Source organism: Streptomyces sp. NPDC059582 (genome assembly GCF_042735715.1).
In the GTDB taxonomy this organism is placed as follows: Bacteria; Actinomycetota; Actinomycetes; order Streptomycetales; family Streptomycetaceae; genus Streptomyces.
On record NZ_JBHWCC010000094.1, the window covers coordinates 1 to 20,908 of the forward strand.

18 protein-coding genes and 1 riboswitch are annotated in these 20,908 nt (G+C 70.9%); of the genes, 5 read left to right on the forward strand and 13 right to left on the reverse strand.

What is annotated here, in order from left to right; genetic code table 11:
• The first annotated feature begins 112 nt into the window (after positions 1-112).
• Positions 113-1,909, forward strand: a complete 1,797-nt coding sequence (locus tag ACFV0T_RS40920) for an AMP-dependent synthetase/ligase (protein ID WP_385790444.1) — start codon at positions 113-115, stop codon at positions 1,907-1,909.
• Positions 1,910-1,940: 31 nt separating this feature from the next.
• Here ACFV0T_RS40920 and ACFV0T_RS40925 read toward each other — a convergent pair whose 3' ends face one another.
• Complete coding sequence (locus ACFV0T_RS40925; RefSeq protein ID WP_385790473.1) at positions 1,941-3,527, reverse strand: GMC oxidoreductase; 1,587 nt, start codon at positions 3,525-3,527, stop codon at positions 1,941-1,943.
• 260 nt (positions 3,528-3,787) lie between these two features.
• Positions 3,788-4,930: a glycosyltransferase family 4 protein gene (locus tag ACFV0T_RS40930; RefSeq protein WP_385790446.1), complete on the reverse strand. Its 1,143-nt coding sequence runs from the start codon at positions 4,928-4,930 to the stop codon at positions 3,788-3,790.
• A gap of 121 nt (positions 4,931-5,051) precedes the next feature.
• Between ACFV0T_RS40930 and ACFV0T_RS40935 the strand changes: the two genes are divergently transcribed.
• On the forward strand, positions 5,052-6,287 hold the full coding sequence (locus ACFV0T_RS40935; RefSeq protein WP_385790448.1) for a glycosyltransferase 87 family protein: 1,236 nt from the start codon (positions 5,052-5,054) through the stop codon (positions 6,285-6,287).
• Positions 6,288-6,568: 281 nt separating this feature from the next.
• On the opposite strand, the gene ACFV0T_RS40940 is transcribed toward ACFV0T_RS40935, so the two are convergent.
• The 5 genes from ACFV0T_RS40940 to ACFV0T_RS40960 all read right to left on the reverse strand — a co-directional run bounded on the left by ACFV0T_RS40940 (position 6,569) and on the right by ACFV0T_RS40960 (position 11,951).
• A complete protein-coding gene (locus tag ACFV0T_RS40940; RefSeq protein WP_385790450.1) occupies positions 6,569-7,759 on the reverse strand; it encodes a hypothetical protein in 1,191 nt (396 codons plus the stop codon).
• A 29-nt stretch (positions 7,760-7,788) separates the two neighbouring features.
• Positions 7,789-8,799, reverse strand: coding sequence for an NlpC/P60 family protein (locus ACFV0T_RS40945; RefSeq protein ID WP_385790452.1), 1,011 nt, complete (start codon positions 8,797-8,799; stop codon positions 7,789-7,791).
• A 286-nt stretch (positions 8,800-9,085) separates the two neighbouring features.
• A complete protein-coding gene (locus ACFV0T_RS40950) occupies positions 9,086-10,120 on the reverse strand; it encodes an NlpC/P60 family protein (protein ID WP_385790454.1) in 1,035 nt (344 codons plus the stop codon).
• Between the two features lie 210 nt (positions 10,121-10,330).
• Positions 10,331-11,674, reverse strand: a complete 1,344-nt coding sequence (locus ACFV0T_RS40955; RefSeq protein WP_385790456.1) for an NYN domain-containing protein — start codon at positions 11,672-11,674, stop codon at positions 10,331-10,333.
• Between the two features lie 37 nt (positions 11,675-11,711).
• Positions 11,712-11,951 carry a hypothetical protein gene (locus ACFV0T_RS40960; protein WP_353696287.1) on the reverse strand — a complete coding sequence of 80 codons (240 nt, stop codon included), beginning with the start codon at positions 11,949-11,951 and terminating at the stop codon, positions 11,712-11,714.
• Positions 11,952-12,110: 159 nt separating this feature from the next.
• Between ACFV0T_RS40960 and ACFV0T_RS40965 the strand changes: the two genes are divergently transcribed.
• Together ACFV0T_RS40965 and ACFV0T_RS40970 are read left to right on the forward strand one after the other, a co-directional pair.
• Positions 12,111-12,845, forward strand: a complete 735-nt coding sequence (locus ACFV0T_RS40965; protein WP_385790459.1) for a rhomboid family intramembrane serine protease — start codon at positions 12,111-12,113, stop codon at positions 12,843-12,845.
• Positions 12,842-13,123 (forward strand): Lrp/AsnC family transcriptional regulator, encoded by a 282-nt coding sequence (locus tag ACFV0T_RS40970; protein ID WP_019062383.1) that lies wholly within the window; start codon positions 12,842-12,844, stop codon positions 13,121-13,123. Before ACFV0T_RS40965 ends, ACFV0T_RS40970 begins: the two co-directional genes overlap by 4 nt.
• 24 nt (positions 13,124-13,147) lie before the next feature.
• On the opposite strand, the gene ACFV0T_RS40975 is transcribed toward ACFV0T_RS40970, so the two are convergent.
• From ACFV0T_RS40975 to ACFV0T_RS41000, 6 genes are all read right to left on the reverse strand, one after another.
• The gene (locus ACFV0T_RS40975) at positions 13,148-14,509 is read right to left on the reverse strand and encodes an aminotransferase class V-fold PLP-dependent enzyme (RefSeq protein WP_385790461.1); all 1,362 of its coding nucleotides are present in this window, start codon (positions 14,507-14,509) and stop codon (positions 13,148-13,150) included.
• A gap of 181 nt (positions 14,510-14,690) precedes the next feature.
• Positions 14,691-14,807, reverse strand: a riboswitch (SAM riboswitch).
• An 85-nt stretch (positions 14,808-14,892) separates the two neighbouring features.
• Complete coding sequence (gene trpD, locus ACFV0T_RS40980; RefSeq protein ID WP_385790463.1) at positions 14,893-15,957, reverse strand: anthranilate phosphoribosyltransferase; 1,065 nt, start codon at positions 15,955-15,957, stop codon at positions 14,893-14,895.
• Positions 15,958-16,100: 143 nt separating this feature from the next.
• Positions 16,101-17,747, reverse strand: a complete 1,647-nt coding sequence (locus ACFV0T_RS40985) for a cytochrome bc complex cytochrome b subunit (RefSeq protein WP_385790464.1) — start codon at positions 17,745-17,747, stop codon at positions 16,101-16,103.
• Complete coding sequence (locus ACFV0T_RS40990) at positions 17,744-18,802, reverse strand: Rieske 2Fe-2S domain-containing protein (RefSeq protein WP_385790466.1); 1,059 nt, start codon at positions 18,800-18,802, stop codon at positions 17,744-17,746. The genes ACFV0T_RS40985 and ACFV0T_RS40990 overlap by 4 nt, the downstream gene beginning before the upstream one ends.
• Positions 18,799-19,611, reverse strand: a complete 813-nt coding sequence (locus tag ACFV0T_RS40995; protein ID WP_385790468.1) for a c-type cytochrome — start codon at positions 19,609-19,611, stop codon at positions 18,799-18,801. Before ACFV0T_RS40995 ends, ACFV0T_RS40990 begins: the two co-directional genes overlap by 4 nt.
• A gap of 65 nt (positions 19,612-19,676) precedes the next feature.
• Positions 19,677-20,297: a heme-copper oxidase subunit III gene (locus ACFV0T_RS41000; RefSeq protein WP_385790470.1), complete on the reverse strand. Its 621-nt coding sequence runs from the start codon at positions 20,295-20,297 to the stop codon at positions 19,677-19,679.
• A 178-nt stretch (positions 20,298-20,475) separates the two neighbouring features.
• Between ACFV0T_RS41000 and ACFV0T_RS41005 the strand changes: the two genes are divergently transcribed.
• On the forward strand, positions 20,476-20,877 hold the full coding sequence (locus ACFV0T_RS41005) for a hypothetical protein (RefSeq protein WP_385790472.1): 402 nt from the start codon (positions 20,476-20,478) through the stop codon (positions 20,875-20,877).
• The last annotated feature ends 31 nt before the right edge of the window (positions 20,878-20,908 follow it).

Consider the following 20,908-nt stretch of genomic DNA (forward strand, 5'->3'; position numbering starts at 1 on the left):
CAACCAGCGGGCCTCCACCCGCCGGCGACGCCCGGGTACCTGCCCGAGCCTTGGACCGCACCGTCGCATCACACAACGTCGTGGCGCCGGCGCCCTATGAGGAGCAGCAGTCTTGCGCGAGTTCAGCCTTCCGGCTTTGTACGAGGTCCCTGCGGACGGCAATCTCACCGACATCGTCCGGAGAAACGCCGCGCAGCATCCCGACGTCGCCGTCATCGCCCGCAAGGTCGGCGGTAACTGGCAGGACGTGTCGGCCACCGTCTTCCAGGCCGAGGTGCGCGCCGCGGCCAAGGGCCTCATCGCCTCCGGCGTGCAGCCGGGCGACCGGGTCGCCCTGATGTCCCGCACCCGCTACGAGTGGACCCTGCTCGACTTCGCGATCTGGAGCGCCGGCGCGGTCACCGTGCCGGTGTACGAGACCAGCTCGCCGGAGCAGGTGCAGTGGATCCTCTCCGACTCGGGCGCCACCGCCTGTGTGGTGGAGCTCGACAGCCACGCGGCCGCGGTCGAGTCGGTACGCGACCGGCTGCCCGAGCTGAAGCACGTCTGGCAGATCGAGGCCGACGGGGTGGCGGAGCTGGGACGGGCCGGGCAGGACGTCTCCGACGCGACCCTCGACGAGCGCAGCTCGCACGCCCGGGCCGACGACCCCGCGACCATCGTCTACACCTCCGGCACGACGGGCCGGCCCAAGGGCTGCGTGCTGACCCACCGCAGCTTCTTCGCCGAGTGCGGGAACATCGTGGAGCGGCTGCGCCCGCTGTTCCGCACCGGCGAGTGCTCGGTGCTGCTCTTCCTGCCGCTCGCGCACGTCTTCGGACGGCTCGTCGAGATCGCGCCGATGATGGCGCCGATCAAGCTGGGCTGCGTCCCGGACATCAAGAACCTCACGGACGAGCTGGCCGCCTTCCGTCCGACGCTGATCCTCGGCGTCCCGCGCGTCTTCGAGAAGGTCTACAACTCGGCGCGCGCCAAGGCGCAGGCCGACGGCAAGGGCAAGATCTTCGACAAGGCGGCGGACACCGCGATCGCGTACAGCAGGGCGCTGGACACGCCGTCGGGCCCGTCGCTCGGTCTGAAGATCAAGTACAAGACCTTCGACAAGCTCGTCTACAGCAAGCTGCGCGCGGTCCTCGGCGGCCGGGGCGAGTACGCGATCTCCGGCGGCGCCCCGCTGGGCGAGCGGCTGGGCCACTTCTTCCGCGGTATCGGTTTCTCGGTCCTGGAGGGCTACGGCCTGACCGAGTCCTGTGCCGCCACCGCGTTCAACCCCTGGGACCGGCAGAAGATCGGCACGGTCGGCCAGCCGCTGCCCGGCTCGGTGGTGCGGATCGCGGACGACGGCGAGGTGCTGCTGCACGGCGAGCACCTGTTCAAGGGCTACTGGAACAACGAGGCCGCGACCGCCGAGGCGCTGGCCGACGGGTGGTTCCACACCGGTGACATCGGCACCCTCGACGAGGACGGCTACCTCAGGATCACCGGCCGCAAGAAGGAGATCATCGTCACCGCGGGCGGCAAGAACGTCGCCCCGGCCGTGATCGAGGACCGGATCCGCGCGCACGCGCTGGTCGCGGAGTGCATGGTGGTGGGCGACGGACGCCCGTTCGTGGGCGCGCTGGTCACCATCGACGACGAGTTCCTGGGCCGCTGGGCGGCCGACCACGGCAAGCCGGCGGGCTCCACCGCGGCGTCACTGCGCGACGACCCGGATCTGCTCGCGGCGGTCCAGTCGGCAGTCGACGACGGCAACGCCGCGGTGTCGAAGGCGGAATCGGTGCGGAAGTTCCGCATTCTGTCCTCCCAGTTCTCGGAGGAGTCGGGCCACCTCACGCCGTCCCTGAAGCTCAAGCGCAATGTCGTGGCGAAGGACTACGCGGACGAGATCGAGGCGATCTACGCGAAGTAGTCGCCGTCCGCCGGAGCGTTCCGGCCGGGCGTCATGGCGCGGTGTCCTCGGCGAGGACCCGCGCCATCGTGCGTTCCGCGAGCGCGGTGATGGTGACGAACGGGTTCACCCCGATCGAGCCGGGCACGAGCGAGCCGTCGGTGATGTAGAGCCTGGAGTACCCCTTGACCCGGCCGTAGCCGTCGGTCGCCTTCCCGAGGACGCAGCCGCCCAGCGGGTGGTAGGTGAAGTCGTCCGCGAACACCTTGCTGCCCGAGCCGAACAGGTCGTAGCGGTAGATCGTCAGGTTGGCCGCGTTGATCCGGTCGAAGAGCTTCTTGGCCATCGCGACGGACACGGCGCTCTGGGCGGCGCTCCAGCCGAGTTTCACCGCGCCGGACGAGGAGTCGTACGAGAAGGACGCCCGCTCGGGGTTCTTGGTGATCGCCAGGTACAGGCTGATCCAGTGCTCGAACCCCATGGGCAGCGGGGCGATCTCGGCGAAGACCGGGTTGGCGGTGTTGGCCCAGTCGTCGATGCCCATGACGGGCATGGTCGCCTGGTTGGCGCCGACGGTGTCCCAGATGTGGTTGGCGCGGCCGACCATGGTGTTGCCGTTGGTGCCCCAGCCCGCGCCCACCCCGGAGGTCAGCTCGGGCAGGGTGCCGGTGTCCCGGGCGCGCACCAGGAGTTCGGTGGTGCCGATGCTGCCGCCGCCCAGGAAGAGGTACGTGCAGCTGTACTGCTTGGTCTCCACGACCGTGCCGGTGGTGTCGATGCGGTCGGCGGTCAGGACGTACGACCCGTCGCTCGCGCGGGTCACCGACCGGACCTTCTCCAGGGTGTGGACGGTGACGTTGCCGGTGCCGAGGGCCGCGGCCAGGTAGGTCTTGTCGAGGCTGCGCTTGCCCTGGTTGTTGCCGTAGATGACCTCGCCGGCCAGCGCGGACTTCGTGGCCGTTCCCGCGGCCTCGCGCTGCATGTAGCCGAAGTCGTAGACGTTCGGCACGAAGGTGGTCTTCAGGCCGGCGTTGGCGGCGGCCTTGCGGGAGGTGCGGGTGAACTTGTACCACTCGGTGGACTCGAACCAGGCGGGGTCGACGGTGTTGACGCCGAGCATGGAGCGGGCGCGCGGGAAGTAGGTGCCGTACATCTCGTCGGCGTCCACGGTCGGGAACTGCTCGGCGAAGTAGGACTTCAGCGGGGTGACCGCCATCCCGCCGTTGACCAGGGAGCCGCCGCCGACACCCCGGCCGACGTACACGGACATGTTGTCGTAGTGGACGCGGTCGAGGACTCCGGGGTAGGCGCTGATGTCCTTGTTCACGAGGTCGAGCCACAGGAAGCTGGCCAGCGGGGCCTCCGTGCGGGTGCGGAACCACATCGAGCGCTGGTCGGGGGCGCTGGTGGAGCAGAACACCTTGCCGTCGCTGCCGGCGGTGTTCCACAGCCGTCCCATCTCCAGGACGAGGGTGCGGATACCGGCCTGGCCGAGGCGCAGGGCGGCGACGGCCCCGCCGTAGCCGGAACCGACGACGATGGCTGGGGCGTTGTCCACGGCGGCCGGTTCGGCGGCCTGCGCGGACTGGAGACCGATACGGGTGAGACCGGCCGCGGCGGCGGTCTGGAGGGCCATCATGCCCAGGATGTGACGTCTCGTCAGCTGACGCTGCATCAGTTTTGCTGTCATGGACGCAGCATCGGCGGATTATCTCCCTCCGCCTAGTGCCGCGGCAGGCAACGTTGGCCCGTGAGGAAGCGGCGTCCGGTGCGTGCTCCCGGCGTGCCGGCCGGAAGTCCTCGTACTGGACGTACTCGGGCTTTCGGCCGGTGCCGCGAGAGGGCCTGCCGGGCGTCGCGACGGGGCGCACGATGCCTGCTGCGGCACCAGGGCGTCCGCTACAGCAACGCCCGCAGCTTCTCCGCCAGCAGGTCCCAGCGCCACTTCTCCTCGACCCACCGCCGGCCCCGCTCGCCCATCCGGCGGCGCAGTTGCGCGTCCCCGAGAAGCGTGACGATCCGGTCCGCGGCCTCCTGCGCGAAGCCGCCCCGCACGACCCAGCCCGTCTCGCCGTCGAGCACGGCGTCGGGCGCGCCGCCCGAGTCCCCGGCCACCACGGGCAGCCCGGTCGCGGACGCCTCCAGGTAGACGATGCCGAGGCCCTCCACGTCGAGCCCGCCCCGCCGGGTCCGGCACGGCATGGCGAAGACGTCCCCGGCGCCGTAGTGCGCGGGCAGCTCCGCCCAGGGCACGGCCCCCGTGAAGCGCACGGAGCCGGACACCCCGCTCTCCCGGGCGAGCCGGCGCAGATCCTTCTCGTACGGGCCGCCCCCGACGATCAGCAGCACCGCGTCCGGCTCGGCCGCCAGGATCCGGGGCATGGCCAGGATGAGCGTGTCCTGCCCCTTGCGCGGCACCAGCCGGGACACGCACACGACCACCGGGCGGTCGGAGAGCCCGAGCCGGGCGCGCACCTCGGCACCGCCCGACCCGGGGTGGAAGGTCTTCTCGTCGACCCCCGGCGGCAGCTGCGCCATCCGCCCCGCCGCCTGCGGGCTGAGCGCGGGCGCGATCCGCGAGCGCGTGTACTCGCCGAGGTAGGTGATGGTGTCCGTGGACTCCCCGATCCGGCGCAGCAGCTGCCGGGCGGCGGGCAGCTGGGCCCAGCCGGCCTCGTGGCCGTGGGTGGTGGCCACCAGCCGCTCGGCGCCCGCCCGGCGCAGTGCCGGTGCCATCAGTCCGAGCGGCGCCGCCGCGCCGAACCACACCGACGTGCACCCGTGCTCGCGCAGCAGCCCGGCCGCCCGCCGGGTCGCCCCCGGCGTCGGCAGCAGCATCGTCGTACGGTCGCGTACGACCGTGAACGGCTGTTCGGCGTCGAAGGCGGCCGTCGCCTCGACGCCCTGCGGGCTCCGCTTCCAGGTGGAGGCGTAGACGACCAGCCGCTCGGGGTCGAGTCGCAGCGCCATGTTGTGCAGGAACGCCTGGATGCCGCCGGGGCGGGGCGGGAAGTCGTTCGTCACGATGAGGGTCTTGTCCATCGCCGCCGACCCTACCCAACGCGTCCGCGCGGCCGTCCCCGGCCGTGCTTCATGGCCCCCTCACGGCACGGCGGGTCATCATGTGGCTCTCGGCACGGCGGACGGACGGACAGGGGCTCAGGTGGAGACTGCGGGCGCGGGACGGTCCCCGGCGTGGCTGCTGGGCACCTGGACGGCGACGAGGCTGCCGCTCCTGCTGTGCGTGCTGAAGGTGTCCGTCTTCCCGGGCCCGGACGTCACCAGCGACGTGTCGGTGATCTACCAGGGCTGGTACGAGGTGCTGCGCCACGGCACCTTCCCGCTCGACGACGTCACCTGGCAGTACCCGCCCGCCGCGGCGCTGGCCGTGCTCTCCCCCGCGCTCCTGCCCTTCCTCGACTACGCGACCGCGTTCTTCGTCCTCGCCTTCCTGGCCGACCTGACCGTCCTCCTGCTGCTGCGGTACGCCGGTCCGCGCCCCGGCGGGTCCTCGCGCGGCGCCTGGACCTGGGTGGCGGGCGCGGCGCTGCTCGGGCCGACGCTCTACGCCCGCTACGACGTGATGGTCACCGCGGTGGCGGTGGCCGCGCTGCTGGCGGGCGCCCGGCATCCGCGGACGATGGGAGCCCTCGCCGGCGTCGGGGCGCTGCTGAAGGTGTGGCCGGCGCTGCTGCTCGTCGGGGCCCTGCGGCGCCGGGCGTGGGGCGCGGCGGCGGTGACCGTGGGCGCGGTGGCCGCGCTGTTCGCCCTGGCGATGCCGGGCGCCTTCGCGTTCCTGGCCGCCCAGCGCGACCGCGGTACCGAGGTGGAGTCGCTGGGCGCGCTGGTCTTCCATGTGGCCCGGCACTTCGGCTGGCGGGGCGAGGTGCTGCTCAACTACGGCTCGGTGGAGTTCCTCGGCCCGTATGTGGACGTCGTCAGCACCGCCGCCCTGGCCCTGACCGGCGCCGCCTTCGGCTGGCTGCTGCTGTGGCGCCTGGCGGCCACCCGCTTCCTGCCCCACACGCTCGCCGACGCGGCCTTCGTGGCGGTGCTGATGTTCACCGTCACCAGCCGGGTGATCAGCCCGCAGTACCTGGTGTGGCTGGTCGGGGTCGCGGCGGTCTGTCTGTGCCACCGCGGCAGCAGGATGGGGACGCCCGCCGGGCTGGTGCTCGCGGCGGCGTTCGCGACGGTGCTGGAGTTCCCCGTCTGGTTCGAGCACGTCGTCGCCAGTGACCCGCTGGGCGTCACCCTGCTCCTCGTCCGGGACGGCCTCCTGGTGGCCGCCACGCTCACCGCGGCCGTACGGCTGTGGCGCTCGACGGTGCCCCGCGGCCCCGAGGCGGTCTTCCCGGCTCAGGCGGCCCGCGCCGAGGAGGCCCCGGTCTCCTCCTGACCGCGGGCCGACCGCGCCCTCAGCGCCGCCGCCGCGCACTGCGCGGCCGTGGCGAGCGCCGGCGCCAGGCGGATGCCGGGCGGATGCCGGGCGGGCCGAGGCGGGACGGTCCGAGGGCCGGCGCGAGCTGGACCGCCGTGCCGAGCCCGGTCACCCGCAGCGGCACCGGCGCTCCCCCGCTGCCCTCGAAGACCCCGCCGAGCGCATACTGCCGGTGGCCCGGGCGACGGGCACGGCGGAGCGCGCGAGGCTCACCGAGGCCGTCGCCCACCTGGAAGGGCTCAGCCGAACTGCGCCCGCAGAGCGTCCCGCCACTGGGCGGTGAACTTCTCCGACGTCGTCCCGAGCACCTTCTTCATCGCGTCCTCGACCGCTCCCGCCCGCGCCCGGTGCGCGCCCACGGCCCGGTAGAACTCGCCCAGCCGGACCTCGCCCCAGCGGTCCGCGATCAGCCGGCAGGCCAGCCAGCCGCCCTCGTACGCCTGCGCCAGCCGGGTCGAGTCGCCGGTGAACCCGAAGTCCTTGTCGGCCGGCAGCGCCGCCGGGACCCGCCCGTCGGCGACGGCACCCGCGAGCTCCGGCGCGACCATGGACGCGCTGCGCCCGCTGCCGCGGTAGCCGACCCAGTCGGCGTACCCCTCGGACAGCCACAGCGGCGTGGCCGCGTCGGTGTGGGCGCGGGTGGCGACATGCGTGGTCTCGTGGGTGAGCACGACCTGCCGGCCGAGCGAGCCCAGCACGCCGTACGCGTCGGGATTGACGATGATCCGGTCCGCGGGCGCCCGGGCCGGCCCGCCGGTCTCGCCCGTGGTGACCGCCGCGATCCCGCGGTAGGAGGAGGCGGGCGAGGCCAGCAGCCCGGCCATCCCCTCCAGCGACTTCGGTACGAGCACCACGACGTGCCCGCTCCAGTCGGCGCCCCACGCCTGCGACACCGCCGGCACGGCGCGGTCGGCCAGCTCCGCGAAGGAGCGCAGCCGCTCGCCCGACTGCCCGGTCCCCAGCACCAGGCTGTGCGCGCCCCGGACGACGCTCACCGCGCCCTGGTCCCACAGCTGCTGCCCGGCCTTCTTCGCGGGCCGGTCGGACGTCACCCGCCACCGCCCCCCGGCGTCGAGGGCGAGCCCGAGGACGCGCGCGGCCGTGACGGGCGCCCTGTCGTACCCGCGGACGCTGTAGCGCAGCTCGGCGTCCGCGGAGGCCGTGTCACCGCTCGGGTGCACCGCGGTGACCCGGTAGGACCAGGCCGAGAACGGGACCGCCTTCACGTGGTCGAACCCGGCCGGGGTGCCGGTGGCGCGGTAGGCCGGCTCGTCGTGGCCGAGGACCGCGGCGGCCCGCGCGTCCAGCAGCCGTTGCACCTCGGCCCGCGCGCCGTCGGTCGCGGGCCGCCCGCCGCACCCCACCAGGGAGACGAGCAGCAGACACAGCGCCGCGACCGCGGATCTCGATCCCCGCCTTCGACCAGCCATCTTCCCGATCGTACGGCGCCGCTCGGGCGTCAGACCCGGGTGACCGACGAGATCGGCATCATGCCCACCGGGTCGTACCGCACGGGCGCCCCCGGATAGGGGGCGTGGATCACCTGGCCGTTGCCCACGTACATCCCGACATGGCTGGCGTCGGACCGGTAGACGACCAGGTCCCCGGGCCGGGCCTGGGACAGCGGGACCTGGTGCCCGGCGAACCGCTGGGCCTGCGAGGTGCGCGGCAGCTGCACCCCGGCCTGCGCGTACGACCACTGCATCAGGCCCGAACAGTCGAAGCCGCCCGGTCCGTTGGCACCCCAGACGTAGGGGCGGCCGAGGGCGGAGCGGGCGGCGGCGACGGCCGACGCGGCGCGGCCGGTGGCCGCGGCGCCGCCGAGTCCGGGAAGGTCCGCGCGGCCGGAGCGGGAGGCCCGGTCGAAGGCGAGGCGCTCGGCGAAGGGCAGCGAGTTGAGCAGCCGCCGCGCCCTGGCGAGCTTGTGCTCCACGGTCCGCTTGTGGCTCGCGACGGCCTTGCGGCTCTGTTCCAGCTCGGTCAGCTTCAGCGTCGCGTCCGCGCGCTCCTGGGCGAGCTCGCGCATGGCCGACCGGAGCTCCTTCAGCTCCCCGGCCTGGTGGGTGGTGATGCGGTCCAGGACGGAGGCCCGGTCGAGGTAGTCGGCCGGGTCGTCGGAGAACAGCAGCGCCAGGGAGGGGTCGAGGCCGCCGGAGCGGTACTGGGCGCCGGCCAGCGAACCGAGCTTCTCCCGCAGGGAGTTGATGCTCTGCTGCTGCCGGGCGATCCGGTCCTGGGCGTTGCCCACCTGGCTGCGCAGGAGGTCGGCGCGCTCGTCCGCCCGGTTGAAGGCCTCGGTCGCCTTCTCGGCCTCCTCGTAGAGGCGGTCCACCTCGGCCCGGGTGTCGTCGTGCGGCGCGGCCGCCGCCGGTACGGCTCCGAGCGCGGCGGCGGTGACGGACAGGACACTGAGGGCTGCGCAGGCACCCCGGTCGAACCCGGACGGTGCAAGGCGGCGATGGGACCCCACGGGAAACCGCACTCCTTCCGCTGGCGGACACTGACCGCTTCCCCGGCACGCGGCGGAAGCGCCACGGCGGTGTGGGGAAACGCGCCAGACAGTAGCCCCGCCACGGGGCGGCGGCCAAAGACGTCAGCGGGCACACAACGTGACGCCCCGCCGCTGACGCAGGTCATCGGCGGGGCGTGGGGTCAGTTGGCGGTGTCGCAATTCGCCCGTTCGGGCGGCGGCCCGAGGTCCCGGACCGGCCTCCCGGACCGGGAACGGTCCGGGAACGGCTCGGGCCGGACGCGGGTCAGATACGGACGCCGAACTGGAACGGCATGTTGCCGATCGACTCGTAGCGCACGACGGTGCCGGTGCGCGGGGCGTGCAGCACCTGGCCGTTGCCCGCGTACAGGCCGACGTGGTGCTGGTCGCCGTAGAAGATGACCAGGTCGCCGACCCGGAGGTCGCTCTGCGAGTAGATCCGCGTGCCGGCGCTGGCCTGGGCCTGCGAGGTGCGCGGGATGGTGACGCCGGCCTGGGCGTAGGCCCAGGAGGTCAGACCCGAGCAGTCGTAGGAGGCGGTGCCGGTGGCGCCGTAGACGTACGGCTTGTTGAGCTGGCTCCGCGCGGCCGAGAAGGCGGCGGCGGCCCGGCCGGAGGCGGAGGTGGTGTTGCCGAGGTCCACGCGCGAGCTGGCGGAGCGGCTGGCGCGGGCGTCGGCGGCGGCGAGGGCCGCCTTCTCCTTGGCCGTCAGCGTGTTGAGGAGCTTCTGCGCCTCGGCCAGCTTGGCCTGGACTTCCTTCTTCTTCTTGCCGAGTTCGGTACGGGTGGAGGCGAGGTCCTTGAGCTTGTCCGAGGCCTCGGTCCGCTCCTGGGCGAGCTCGCGCTGCTTCTCCTGGATCTTCTTCAGCGCCTCGACCTGCTGACCGCTCAACTGGTCGAGCGTGGAGGCCTTGTCCAGGTAGTCGTCCGGGTCGGCCGACAGGAAGAGCTGGAGGGAGGAGTCGATGGAGCCGGTGCGGTACTGGGCGGCGGCGGCCAGGCCCATGCTGTCGCGCAGGCCGTTGAGGTCTTCCTGGCCGCGGGCGACGCTGTCCTGGATGGTGGAGATCTCCTTCTGGAGCTTCTCCTGCTTCTCCTTGGCCCCGTTGTACTTCTCGGTGGCCTGCTCCGCCTCTTCGTAGAGCTTGTCGACCTTGGACTTGACCTCGTCCTTGTTCAGCTTCTCGCTCGGCGCGGCGTTGGCGGCCTGGGCGCTGAGCACGACGGCGGCTGCGGCTGCGGTGGTCAGCACGGTCACACGTGCACGACTCGGCTGCTTCGGTCGACGATGGGACGCCACGGAGACGAGCTCCTTCTTGTGAGTGATCACCCGTACGGAGATTCGAAGGCTGACCCTAGTGATGTTTCTGTGATCAGTTCAAATCCTCCGACGAAAAATCCCGGTTACGCACCGCATTCTTTGCACTCAACTCACATGCAGTGATGCTCGATTGACGCTACGTTGCGTGACGGTTCCGTCAATTCGGGCATTGGGCCCGGATCTTGACCTTCAGGACAGACGCTTGAGAAGGACCGCGGATGCCACCGGCCGCGCCCCCGCGCGGGCCACTCCGTCGGCCACCTCACGGTCGGTCGAGGCGACGATGACGGGCCGGCCGGGCGGCTCGGCGCGCACCAGCTGCCGGATGAGCTCGTCGGCCGTCACACCGGGCTTGGAGAACAGCACCCGCACCCCGCGCGGCGGCGCCAGCAGCACCGGGGCGGCCAGCTCGGCGCCGTCGAAGACGCAGGTGACCTCCGCGCCGGTCTGCGCGGCGAGCTGCGAGAGCTGCCCGAGCAGCCGCAGCCGCTGCTTCTCCAGCGGCATCTGCGGATAGCCGGTCTTGGTCACGTTGTAGCCGTCGACCACCAGATGCGCCTGCGGCAGCGCGAGCAACTGGTCGAGGATCGCCGGATCGTCCTCGGACAGCGCGCGGTTGGCGATGTCCTTCGGAGTCATCCGGCCGGGCTCGACCGCGTCCACGGTCTCCGCGGGCCGTACGGACACGGGCGGCAACGCCAGTTCCCGGCGCAGCCCCTGGGCCGCGTCGAGCACGGTGTCGAGCAGCAGCCGCAGCCGCATGTCCTCGACGCTGCGCCCCTCCCGGGCCGCCCTGCGGGTGGCCTCCAGGGCCGCCTCCACCTCGCCCAGGCGCCCCTTCAGCCGCCGCGCCTCGCTCTCGGCGGAGGACACCTGCGCCTGCGTCTCGGCGCGTACGGCCTCGATCTCGCCCTGCACCTTGCGCAGCGCCGCCTCGCCGCGCTTGACGTCGCTGTGGGCCGCGCGCAGCTTGCGGTGAAGCGATTCCGCTTCCCGCTTCGAGGCGTCCAGTTCGGTCCGCAGCCGCTCGGTCTCGGCCCGGGTCTGCTCACGGGAGCGGTCGAGCTCCTCGCGCAGCCGCTCCAGCTCGGCGCGGCTCTCCTCGTCGGCCCGCTCGGCGTCCGCGCGCAGCGCCTCCTCGCCCGCCGCGGTCACCAGCTTCACCCAGCCGGTGGGCCGCAGCACATAGGCCGCGGCCGCCACGTCCAGCGGGTCCGCGGCCGGGGGCGGCGAGCCTGAGTCGAGGGCGCCGGAGAGTTCCGGCTGCGCCTCTCTGAACTTCTCGCCGATCCGCTGCCGGAAGAGGGTGTCCGTCTCCAGCGCCGCGGCCATGGCGTTGCCCGCGAACTTGGCCCGACGATTCGGGGCGAACCGGGCGTACTGCCGCAGCTGGGCGGGCAGTTCCCCGATGGTCAGCCCACCGAAGCCGTCCGAGACGATCTGCACGACCCGGCGCCGCACGCCGTCGGGCAGCGGACGGTCGAGCACCTCGGCGGCGCCGTCGCCCGGCCCCCCGCCTGCGCTCTCCACCATCCGTCACACCCCAATACCTGTGCGGGGCCGCTCCCTGTCAGGAGCCGGCGCCCGGCCTGTCCACGAGTTCCACCTGATCCACCGCGTTGCACCAGCGGCAGCGCACCGACTCGATGGTCTCACTGACCACCTCGCGCTCCTCGACGTTCGGCGCACCGGCCAGGTCGAGGTGGACGTACTCCACCACCTTCGACGAACGGGTCACGTCGAAACGCGTGAGATTGCCGCAGAGGGTGCAGCGCCACCGCGTCGAGGCGGTCGGCAGGGGAACCGTCATCGGGGCTGTTCGCCTTCCTTCTATTGTCCGTGATGCACCGTGCTCTCCCCGGCGCATGTGGCTCGTAACCCTACGGCCTGGCGGGTACTCATCGCCCGTCCGTCCACGGCGGCGAGGCGGTCTGTCTTAGTGCGTCCGGGTACGTCATGCTCTGTAACCATGATCAGCAACTGGAACGGAACCGCGGGCAGAGCGTTCCGGAAACCGTCGGCGCCCGTGACGTACGGGCTGATCGCCCTGTGCTGCCTGGTCTTTCTGATCGGCCCGGCGTCGGGCTTCAACCCGGGATACGGCACCGGCGACGAGCTGGCGGCTGCCCAGCGAACATATTTCCGACACTGGGGCGTGGTCCCGGCCGAGCTGTTCCAGGACGCCGCCGGACAGGCGCTGACGCCCGTCACGGCCCTGTTCGTGCACGGCAGCTGGGTCCATCTGCTCGGCAACATGCTCTTCCTCTACGTCTTCGGGGCGATGACCGAGGAGCGGATGGGCCGGGTCGAGTTCACCCTGTTCTACGTCGGATGCGGCTACCTCGCCCTGCTGGGGTACGCGGTGGCCAACGCCGGCTCCGAGCAGTCGCTGGTCGGCGCGTCCGGGGCGATCTCCGCGGTACTCGGCGCGTTCCTGTTCCTGTTTCCCAGGGCCCGGGTGACCAGTCTCCTGCCGTTCCTGTTCTTCCTGCCGATGCGCTTTCCGGCGTGGATCGTGCTGCCCTTCTGGGCGGCCCTGCAATGGGTGGCGGCGGGCCAGGCGACCCAGGGTCCCGGCGTGGCCTATCTGGCGCACCTGGTGGGCTTTGGATCGGGCTTCCTCTACGCGTGGGTGCGATTCGGCCGTACGACTAGAGTGAAGGCCGCCCCAGCTCCGGCCCCCGAGGGAGAGACCCAGCCGTGATCACCGCGATCGTCCTGATCAAGACCAGCGTGGACCGGATTCCCGAGATCGCGGAGTCGATCGCCGCGCTGGAATCCGTGAGCGAGGTCTTCTCGGTCACCGGCACCTACGACCTGATCGCGATGGTGCGGGTGCGGCAGCACGAGGATCTGGCGGAGGTCATCCCGGGCCGGATCAGCAAGATCCCCGGCGTGGAGGGCACGGACACGCACGTGGCGTTCCGGACCTACTCCCAGCACGACCTGGAGGCGGCGTTCGCGATCGGTCTCGACTCCTGACCGCCGCCTCCCGAAACCGCGCGGTCAGACCGCCGGGACGCAGCGGCCGCCCTCGGTCCGGTACTGCCACTTCGCGCCGTCCCTGACCAGCTCCCGCACCGCGGTCACGAACCGCTCCACGTGCTCGTCCGGCGTCCCCGCGCCGAAGCTCACCCGGATCGCGTTGAGGGACTTCTCGCCCGGCGCGGCCTCGGGGGCACCGCACTCTCCCTGGCTGCCGGGGTCGCCGCCCAGCAGGGTGCGCACCAGCGGGTGGGCGCAGAACAGGCCGTCGCGGACGCCGATGCCGTACTCGGCGGAGAGCGCGGCGGCGAAGTGGGAGCTGTTCCAGCCCTCCACGACGAAGGCGAGCACCCCGACCCGCGGGGCGTCGTCGCCGAAGAGGGACAGGACGCGGACCTCGGGGACCTCGGCGAGACCCGCCCGGACGGTGTCGATCAGGTACTGCTCGCGGGCCACGAGGGCGTCGAAACCGGCCTCGGTGAGGGCCTTGCAGGCGGACGCGATGGAGTAGGCGCCGATCACGTTCGGCGAGCCCGCCTCGTGCCGGGCGGCGCTCTCGTGCCACTCCACGTCCACTCCCCCGTCCGCGCGCCGGGTCACCCTGCGGCTGGCGCCGCCGCCCGCGAGGTAGGGCTCGGCCGCGCGCAGCCAGTCGGCGCGGCCGGCCAGGACGCCGGAGCCGAACGGGGCGTACAGCTTGTGGCCGGAGAAGGCGACCCAGTCGACGTCGAGGTCACGGACGGAGACCGGGTGGTGCGGAGCCAGCTGGGCGGCGTCCAGGACGATGCGGGCGCCGTGCGCGTGGGCCGCCGCCGCCAGCTCGCGTACGGGCCACAACTCCCCGGTGACGTTCGAGGCACCGGTGACGCAGACCAGGGCCGGGCCGTGCGGGTCGCGGCCGGCGAGGGCGCGCTCCAGGCTCGCCACCGCCTGGCGTGGGGTGCGCGGGGCGTCGAGGCAGGTGACCCGGGCGTTCTTCCAGGGCAGCAGCGAGGCGTGGTGCTCGGTCTCGAAGACGAAGACCTGGCAGTCGGCGGGCAGCGCGGCCGCCAGCAGGTTCAGGGAGTCGGTGGTCGACCGGGTGAAGACCACCTGGTCGGCGCCGCGGCAGTCCAGGAACTCCGCGACGGTCGCGCGGGCGTTCTCGAACAGGTCCGTGGAGAGCTGGGAGAGGTAGCCGGCGCCGCGGTGGACGCTGCCGTAGTACGGGGCGTACGCCGCCACGTCGTCCCAGACACGCTGGAGGGCGGGGGCGCTGGCCGCGTAGTCGAGCGCGGCGTAGGTGACTTCGCCGCCCGTGACCAGCGGGACGGTGACATCTCGCCCCAGAACGGGCAGGGGGTGACAAACGGCCTGGGCGGTGGCAGCGGTGGAGACGGACATGGGGTACTCCCGTGAGAGGCAAGGCGGAACCGCCACGCGAGCCGCACCGGGCTCGAGCGTGGGGAGGGTGAAAGGGGTACGCGGAGGCGGGGCTCTACGCCCTATCGCATTCGCTTGCTCACGGAAGGCTCCCTCGAGGACCAGGACCCCTGGTGCCGCGCTCGCTCAGGAGCGTTCGAGGGGTCCGCGCTTGCCGTGGACCTCGCTGCCCACGACCTGGTCTTCACCCGGGGCACCCCGCCACGGACGGAGGGTTGCCGGACAGTCGGCCGGGGCCTCATGACTGTCACTCATGACCTGGTTCACCATCCTGCCACACGGTCTTCGACGCGCAAGGCGCGGTCCGGATCCTGGACCGCGCCTCGCCTCACGTCGGCCGTGGGTCAGGCGTTGCTGACGGCCACCCAGCGCTCCAGCGTCCGCTTGGCCGCGCCCGAGTCGATCGACTCGGCCGCCTTGGCCATCCCGGCCCCGATCTGCTCGGCCAGCGTCCCGGAGCCCGGTTCCAGCGCCACCAGCGCCGCCGCCGAGTTCAGCAGCACCGCGTCGCGCACCGGCCCGGTCTCGCCGTTCAGCAGCCGGCGCGCCACGTCCGCGTTGAACGACGCGTCGGCACCGCGCAGCGCCTCCACCGGCACCAGTTCGACACCCACGTCCCGCGGGTCGAAGGTCTCCTCGGTCACCATGCCGTCCCGGACGATCCACACCCGGGAGGTGGCCGTCGTGGTGAGCTCGTCGAGACCGTCGTCGCCGCGGAAGACCAGCGAGGAGTTGCCCCGCTCGGCGAAGACACCCGCGATGATCGGCGCCACCCGCGGATCGGCCACCCCGACCGCCTGGGCCCGTACCTTCGCCGGATTGGTCAGCGGACCCAGGAAGTTGAACACCGTCCGGATACCCAACTGTCCCCGGGCCGCCGCCACATGACGCAGCGCCGGATGGAACTTCACCGCGAAGCAGAAGGTGATCCCGGCCTCCTCGGCGACCTCCGCCACCCGCTTCGGCGTCAGTTCGAGATTGACCCCGAGCTTCTCCAGCACGTCCGAGGCACCCGACGCCGACGACGCGGCCCGGTTGCCGTGCTTGACGACCTTGGCGCCGGTACCGGCGATGACGATGGAGGACATCGTGGAGATGTTCACCGTCTTCGCGCCGTCGCCGCCCGTGCCGACGATGTCGACGGTGGCGCCCGGCACGTGGATGACGTTCGCGTGTTCGTACATCGCCCGGACCAGGCCCGTGATCTCCTCGACGGTCTCGCCCTTGGCCCGCAGCGCGACCACGAACCCGGCGATCTGCGCGTCGGTCGCCTCGCCGCGCATGATCCGGTCCATCGCCCAGGCGGTGCTCTCCGCGCTCTGGTCACGGCCCTCCAGCAGGCCGTTCAGTACCGCGGGCCAGGAACGGCCCGCCGCGATGTCGCCTCCAGCGGGGGTCACAGCGCTCATCAGCCGCTCCTGGTTCGTAGACGGTTCGCAGACGGTTCGCGGACACGAAAAAGCTGGTTACACCCTATCCAGCGCCGGGCACCGCGAAGGGCCCCGCCCGGAGACCGGACGGGGCCCTTCTGTGCGCGTGGCGAGCGCAGCGATCAGTGGTGGCCGTGGCCGCTCGTGATCTCCTTGTACTCGTCGACGGTCGGCTTCGGGATCTGGCTGTCCTCGTCGAAGTACGCCTTGCTGAGCTTGGCGCGAAGCTTCTCGGAGCCCGTCACCTTGCGCTCGACACCGTTCTCGTCGACCGCGGGGCCGATCTCGAGCGGCTGGTACTGGTCGTGCGCCGTGATGGTGTGCAGCTGCTCCTGGCTGAGCGGCTCGTGGACCTCGATGAACTCACCGTGCGGCAGGCGCTTGATGGTGCCGGTCTCGCGACCGTGCAGCACCTTGTCCCGGTCCCGGCGCTGGAGGCCGAGGCAGATCCGCTTGGTGAGGAGGAACGCGATGACCGGTCCGACGAAGAAGAAGATCCGCACGAACCAGGTGATCGAGTTGATCGACAGGTGCAGGTGGGTGGCCCAGAGGTCGTTGCCACCACCGACCAGCGTGATCATGTACATCGTGACCCAGGCGACGCCCAGCGCCGTACGGGTCGGCGCGTTGCGCGGGCGGTCCAGGATGTGGTGCTCGCGCTTGTCGCCGGTGAGCCAGGACTCGATGAACGGGTAGACCGCCAGCGCGCCGAGCACGACACCGAAGAGGACCAGCGGGATGAACACGCCCAGGACGAGCGTGTGACCCCAGAAGTTGACCTCCCAGCCCGGCATGAAGCGGATCAGACCCTCGGCGAAGCCCATGTACCAGTCGGGCTGGGCGCCGGTGGACACCTGGTCCGGCCGGTAGGGGCCGATGGCCCAGATCGGGTTGATCTGAGCGATCGCCGCGATCGCCGCGACGACACCGAAGACCAGGAAGAAGAAGCCTCCGGCCTTGGCCGTGTAGACCGGCAGCAGCGGCATGCCGACGACGTTCTTGTTGCTCTTGCCGGGGCCCGCGAACTGCGTGTGCTTGTGGTAGAAGACCAGGATCAGGTGGCCCACGACCAGGCCGAGCATGATGCCCGGCAGCAGCAGGATGTGGATCGAGTAGAACCGCGCCACGAAGTCGTGGCCCGGGAACTCACCGCCGAAGAGGAAGTACGAGATGTACGTGCCGACGATCGGCATGGACAGGATCGCACCCTCGGTGAAGCGGACACCGGTGCCGGAGAGCAGGTCGTCCGGGAGCGAGTAGCCGGTGAACCCGGTGAACATGCCCAGGACGAACAGCAGGAAGCCGAACAGCCAGTTGATCTCACGCGGCTTGCGGAACGCGCCCGTGAAGAACACGCGCATCATGTGCACGAACATGCCGGCGAGGAAGATCAGCGCCGCCCAGTGGTGGATCTGCCGGATGAGCAGACCGCCACGCACATCAAAGGAGATGTGCAGCGTCGAGCTGAACGCCTCCGACATCAGCTGTCCCTGGAGCGGGACGTAGCTGCCGTGGTACTCCACCTCGTTCATCGACGGGTGGAAGAACAGCGTCAGGTACACACCCGTGAGGATGATGATGATGAAGCTGTAGAGGCAGACCTCACCCAACATGAACGACCAGTGGTCGGGGAAGATCTTGCGCATGTTGGACTTGGCCAGGGAGTAGATCCCGAGCCTGCCGTCGGCCCAGTCGGCGACACGCTCGCCGGCCGGCGCCTTCCCGCGCGAGCGGTCCGACGGGTTCGTGGTGCTGGTCGTAGTGCTCATCCGCGCTCCCAGAATGCAGGACCGACGGGCTCTTCGAAGTCGCCGAGCGCCTCGAGATAGCCCTCGTCGTTCACGCCGATGCGGAGCTGCGGCAGGGCGTGACCGGCGGGGCCGAAGATCACTCGGGCGCCGTCGGACAGGTCGAAGGTGGACTGGTGACAGGGGCACAGCACGTGGTGCGTCTGCTGCTCGTACAGCGAGATCGGGCAGCCCACGTGGGTGCAGATCTTGGAGTACGCCACGATGCCCTCGTACGACCACTCGAGCTCGCGCTTGTCCTTGATGTTCTCCGGCTGGAGCCGGACGATCATCAGGGCCGCCTTGGCGATCTCGTTCTGGAACTCCTCGTCGTGCTCCTCCAGGCCCTCGGGCTTGGCGAAGGTCAGCGAGCCGACGGCCACGTCCGAGGCGCGCAGCGGCTCGTTCGTGTTCATGTTGACGAGCAGCTTGCCCTTGGACCACAGGGTGTGGCGGAGCGAGGTCCCGGGCAGCGGGCCGAGGTCGCGCAGCAGCATGACGCCGGAGAGCGGGAACAGGGCCAGCGCGCCGAACATCGTGTTGCGGATCAGCTTGCGACGGCCGAGCGCGGACTCCTGGGCGCCCTGCTTGAAGTCGGCCAGGACCTTGGCCTTGACCTCCGGCGGCGCCGCGATCGCGTGCCGCTCGTCGGTGATCTCGACATCGGACATCAGGGTGCGGGCCCAGTGGACCGCACCCGCGCCGATGCTGAACAGCGCCGTACCCAGCGTCATGCCGAGGGCGAAGTTCAGCGCGCTGAGGTGGCCGATCGGGAACACGAAGATCGACTTGTCGGACGGGATCGTCACGTACGAGGCGATGAAGCCGGCGGTGGCCAGCATCGACAGCGTGAACATGAAGGCGACCGCACGCTCGGACCGCTTGGCGGCCCGCTCGTCGATGTCCTGGATCCGGTGCTCGTGGGGCGGCAGCCCCGGGTCGGCGAACGGGTTCTGCTCGTCCGCGACGTCTACGGCACCGTGCGTGTGGTCCTGCACAGCGGGCAGGTTCTCTTCTGGAATGTCTTGGCTACTCATGACTTCTTGGCCTTTGCGGTCCGAGCGGCGACCCAGACGGCGACCGCGATCAGGGCGCCGAGACCGAAGATCCACGCGAACAGACCCTCGCTGACCGGCCCGAGGCCGCCCAGTTCGAGACCGCCGGGGTTCTCCGTCTCATCGCTGTTGACCACGTTCAGGTACGCGATGATGTCCTTCTTGTTCTGCTCCGACAGCGTGGTGTCGGGGAACGAAGGCATGTTCTGCGGGCCGGTCTGCATGGCCTCGTAGATGTGCTTGGGGTCCACACCCTCGAGGTTCGGCGCGAACTTGCCCTTGGTCAGGGCACCGCCCTTACCGGTGAAGTTGTGGCACTGCGCGCAGTTGGTGCGGAAGAGTTCGCCACCCTTGGCGATGTCCGCGCCGTCGGGGCCGTACTGCGCCGAGGTGGGCACGTTCGGGCCGGCGCCCAGCGAGGCGATGTACGCCGCGAGCTGGTCGATGTCGGCCTGGCTGTAGATGTTCTTCTTCTTCACCACCTGGGGACCCTCGGAGGTCGCCGCAGGCATACGGCCGGTGCCGACCTGGAAGTCGACGGCCGCGGCGCCCACGCCGACCAGGCTCGGTCCGTCGGAGCTGCCCTGACCGCCGGTGCCGTGGCAGCTGGCGCAGCCGACGGCGTAGAGCTTCTTGCCCTCGTCGATGGCGAGGGACTGGGAGGTGTCATCGGCCTGCGCCTGGCTCGCGGGCGCGAACGCGGCGTACAGCCCCCCAGTGGCCGCCAGCGCGAGGAGTAGGACGACGACCGCCGCCAGCGGATGGCGTCGTCGTGCGGAGAGCTTTTTCACGGATTACCCCGGTGTCAGGATCTTCTGCGTCGATGCTTCTGGAAGGTGCGCGGGAACGGACCCGGCTACTTGATCATGTAGATCGTGGCGAAAAGGCCGATCCAGACGACATCGACGAAGTGCCAGTAGTAGGACACGACGATGGCCGCGGTCGCCTGCTCATGGGTGAACCTCTTGGCCGCGTACGTCCTGCCGAGGACGAACAGGAAAGCGATCAGGCCGCCCGTCACGTGCATGCCGTGGAAGCCGGTGGTCAGGTAGAACACCGAGCCGTACGGGTCGGAGGAGAGCGAGAGCCCGTCCTTCTTCACCAGCTCGGTGTACTCGTAGATCTGACCGCCGATGAAGATCGCACCCATGATGAAGGTGATGATGAACCAGCCCCGGAGCTTCTTCACGTCACCGCGCTCGGCGGCGAAGACGCCGAGCTGGCAGGTGAGGGAGGAGAGCACCAGGATCGTGGTGTTCGTCGCCGAGAACGGGAAGTTCAGGGCGGACGCCATTTCCTTCCAGTGGTCGGGTCCCGTCACCGATCGCAGGGTGAAGTACATCGCGAAGAGGGCCGCGAAGAACATCAGCTCGGAACTCAACCAGATGATGGTTCCGACGCTGGTGAGGTTCGGTCGGTTGACCGACGGGTGCGCGTGCCCGGTGTCTACTGTCGTTGCTGTCGCCACGACCGACATTATGTCGGTCCCTTATCCCGCCCTCACTCCGGGGGGTGCCGTTCGGAGTGTTCCCAGCGTGTGTAGTGCCCGTATGGCCCATCGAAGCGGTGTTCCAACAGGTGTTGACAGCCTGTTCAAGGGAGTAGCATCCGGCGCATCGGTTCAGTCCGTAGGACGCTGACGTCTCGGAGGAAGCATGCAGCCGACCGCCACGGTGCTGGTCTACAGCGACGATTCCAACACCCGCGAACAGGTGCGGCTCGCGACCGGACGCCGGCCCGCTCCCGACGTACCCCTGGTCGAGTTCGTGGAGTGCGCGACCCAGGCCGCGGTGGAGCGCGAGTTGGACCGGGGCGGGATCGACGTCTGTGTACTGGACGGCGAGGCCGTGCCGATGGGCGGCATGGGCCTGTGCCGGCAGATCAAGGACGAGGTGTTCGCGTGCCCGCCCGTGCTGCTGCTCATCGGGCGGCCGCAGGACGCGTGGCTGGCCACCTGGAGCCGTGCCGACGCGGCGGTGACGCTCCCGGCCGACCCGGTGGAGTTCGCGGCGGCGTTGGCCGCTCTGCTGCGGCAGAAGAGGCTGCTCAGCGCGTGACGGTGCGGGGCGCGGGGCGGCACGTCACGAC